The organism is Vibrio sp. 1562 (assembly GCF_033340155.1).
Lineage (GTDB): Bacteria > Pseudomonadota > Gammaproteobacteria > Enterobacterales > Vibrionaceae > Vibrio > Vibrio alginolyticus.
This window is the reverse complement of sequence record NZ_JAWOVY010000413.1, coordinates 1-660: the sequence shown is the minus strand read 5'-3', so window position 1 is coordinate 660 and position 660 is coordinate 1. Positions and strand designations below refer to the sequence as shown.

Here is a 660-nt window from a genome sequence, read left to right as displayed (position 1 = left end):
AAACCCAAAGCAGCAGTAAACTCACTACGATTTGAGGTATGTAGATAGCAGCGAGCAACGCAACCAGCGCGCCAAGTAGATAATATTTGACGATGAACATTCGACCTCCTTAATCCTTAGCGATGGGATAACGCTTAGCCGGCCATCTCTTCGATATAGTCATTGGCCAACTGCTGTTTTTGTTTATCGGACATCACCTTGCCTGCCATTTGGAAAAAGCGTTGCTCTTCCTCTTCCAGATGGTGCAGTACATTGTGGCGCAGTGTTTTCATGTGCGTAAGCCAAGCGGGCGAGCTCCACGCGGTATCATCCAACTGAGCGATCACTTTGTCGATGGCGTGGTGCTCAGCAATACCGTGACGTGTCATATCGATCGTCTTATCGCTCTCAATCAGCGGTGCGTAAAAGTAACGCTCTTCAGCGGCGGCATGTTGCTCAAGCTCGTGCTTTAGGTCGCGATAAAACTCTCGACGAGTTGGGGAATCTCCGGATGTTTCCATCAGTGCATCCAGCAAAAGGCGCTGTTTTTCATGACTTTCTGTTAGCACATCGAATATGTTCTTCATCTCTGACTCCTTATCGGATTAAGAATAGTTGGTAAAACAAAGGGCGGTTATCACGCCGCCCTTTTTTGCTGTTGATGGATGAGGTGAACGCTTA

General features: G+C 47.9%; 1 protein-coding gene. It reads right to left on the bottom strand.

The features are described from left to right. Positions 1 to 134: 134 nt before the first annotated feature. Complete coding sequence (locus R7Z49_RS25510; RefSeq protein WP_318112456.1) at positions 135 to 566, bottom strand: hemerythrin domain-containing protein; 432 nt, start codon at positions 564 to 566, stop codon at positions 135 to 137. Positions 567 to 660 lie beyond the last annotated feature (94 nt).